The 2,087-nt window shown below is 34.1% G+C and carries 1 protein-coding gene and 2 pseudogenes; all 3 read left to right on the top strand.

Annotation, left to right across the window (positions count from 1 at the left end):
• A pseudogene (locus RR554_RS11610) lies at positions 1–204 on the top strand (glutamate/gamma-aminobutyrate family transporter YjeM); the annotation flags it as partial.
• Positions 205–231: 27 nt separating this feature from the next.
• A complete protein-coding gene (locus RR554_RS11605) occupies positions 232–1,464 on the top strand; it encodes an aminopeptidase (protein ID WP_332464496.1) in 1,233 nt (410 codons plus the stop codon).
• Positions 1,465–1,665: 201 nt separating this feature from the next.
• Positions 1,666–2,087 (top strand): annotated as a pseudogene (locus tag RR554_RS11600) (hypothetical protein); the annotation flags it as partial.

Below are 2,087 nucleotides of genomic sequence, written 5' to 3'. Positions count from 1 at the left end.
TTTGAAATTTACAAATCACCGTCATTCTATAAGATTGCAGTATTTAGTGTAACGTTTGTTGTTGGATTTGCTAACGTCTTTACTATTATCAATCCTTCATTGAATGGTAATGTGAGAGAAACAATTTTCTCAATTTTAGGACCTGTATTATTTGGTGTCATTGCATATGTGATGTATACTCGTTATGAAAAGAAACAAAAATAAAATAATATTTTAGAAGGAGTCTTTGAGATGGATCAATTTAATCATTATTTAGACAAGTATGCTGAATTAATTGTAAAAACTGGAGTTAACGTAAGTGACAATCATAGTGTTATTTTAGAAATTTCAGTAACGCAAGCTCCACTAGCTCGTTTAATTACTAAAAAAGCGTATGAATTAGGCGCTAAAGAAGTAATTGTCAGATGGAATGACGACGAAATTTTGAAAGAAACAGTGGCTCATAAAGAAGCTGTTGCTTTAGAAACGGTTGCTGATTATCAATTAGCAGAAGTTCAAGATTGGGTTGACAAAAAAGCATCAAGAATTAGTGTGGTTTCAGCAAACCCTGACGCTTTATCTGGCGTTCCTTCAGAAAGAGTTGGTTTGTATCAAAAATTTGACCGTAAATTATTATTTAATTTACGTCAAGCAGGGCAATCAAACAAAATTAGTTGGACGGTTGTAGCTGCATCAGGCGCTGAATGGGCGAAAAAAGTTTTCCCTGAACTAGCAACTGAAGAAGAACAAGTTGACGCTTTATGGGATGCTATTTTTAAAGCAACTAAAGTTTATGAAGATAGTCCAATCGAAGCATGGCAAAAACACGAAGCTTTACTTAGAGAAAAAGCGGACATGCTTAACAAAGAACAATTCGCAAAATTACATTACACAGCTCCTGGTACAGACTTGACAGTTGGTTTGCCAAAAAATCATGTCTGGGATAGTGCGAGAAGTATTAATGCTACAGGTGAAGAATTCATGGCAAATATGCCAACAGAAGAAGTCTTCACAGCACCAGATTGCCGTGTAGCAGATGGTTATGTAACAAGTACAAAACCATTAAGCTACGGTGGAACAACATTAATTGATATGACATTCCACTTTGAAAATGGTGAAATCGTTAAAGCTGAAGCAAAAGAAGGAGAAGAAGTTCTTAATCATTTAATCAATATGGACCCAGGTTCTAAACGATTAGGTGAGGTAGCTCTTGTTCCAGATCCTTCTCCAATTTCTCAATCAGGTATTACTTTCTACAACACTTTATTTGATGAAAATGCGTCTAACCACTTAGCTATTGGTAATGGTTATGCATTTAATATCAAAGATGGTGTTGATATGAGTGAAGAAGACCTTGAAAAAATTGGCTTGAATCGCAGCCAAAATCACGTGGATTTCATGATAGGTTCAGATAAAATGGACGTTGATGGCATTCGTGAAGATGGTTCAGTGGTTCCAGTATTTAGAAATGGTAACTGGGCATAAAATAACAAGAAGAAAAGACAGACATTTTGAGTGTCTGTCTTTTTTTTGCAATATATTCATTAAAATTATGTATGTTATGTAGATTTTTTTTGAAAATTTGGTACAATGTAAGGGGTATCATAATAATGCTGAGGAGTTGATTTATGAGTTGGTAAACCGGTTTACGTTTTTTGCATCAAAAAAATGATTGGAGGAATTAAATTGAAAAGTAATAATTGGTTAAAAAAAGTTAACGTATCAATGCTTTCATTTTTAGTTTTAGGTGCTGTTGTTCCAACTGCAACAGTTTTAGCTGAAACACAACCAGTTGAAAAGGATAAAATAAATATCCAAGCAGCTGATGAACCAGTTAATAAAGAAGCAGAAAAGAAAGATGACAACAAAAAAGAAGTAGAAGTTAAAGAAACTGAAAAAGAGGTTACTAAGCCAGATGAAGCTGGTAAAGAAACTAAAAAATTAACAGTTTTGGGAACGTCAGACGTTCATGGTAATGTTTGGGATTGGTCTTATGAAGATGACAAAGAAGCTGACTTAGGATTTGCTAAAATCGGTACTTTGGTAAAACAAGAAAGAGCTAAAAATCCTAATAACATCTTAGTGGATGCTGGTGATAATTTACAAGG

This window comes from Vagococcus sp., assembly GCF_036639995.1.
Lineage (GTDB): Bacteria > Bacillota > Bacilli > Lactobacillales > Vagococcaceae > Vagococcus.
The sequence above is the reverse complement of the archived record's forward strand: the minus strand, read 5'-3'. Positions and strand labels throughout refer to the sequence as shown.

Excerpts from the sequence above, each read along its gene's own strand:
- RR554_RS11605 (WP_332464496.1), top strand. The coding sequence starts at position 232 with ATGGATCAATTTAATCATTATTTAGACAAGTATGCTGAATTAATTGTA.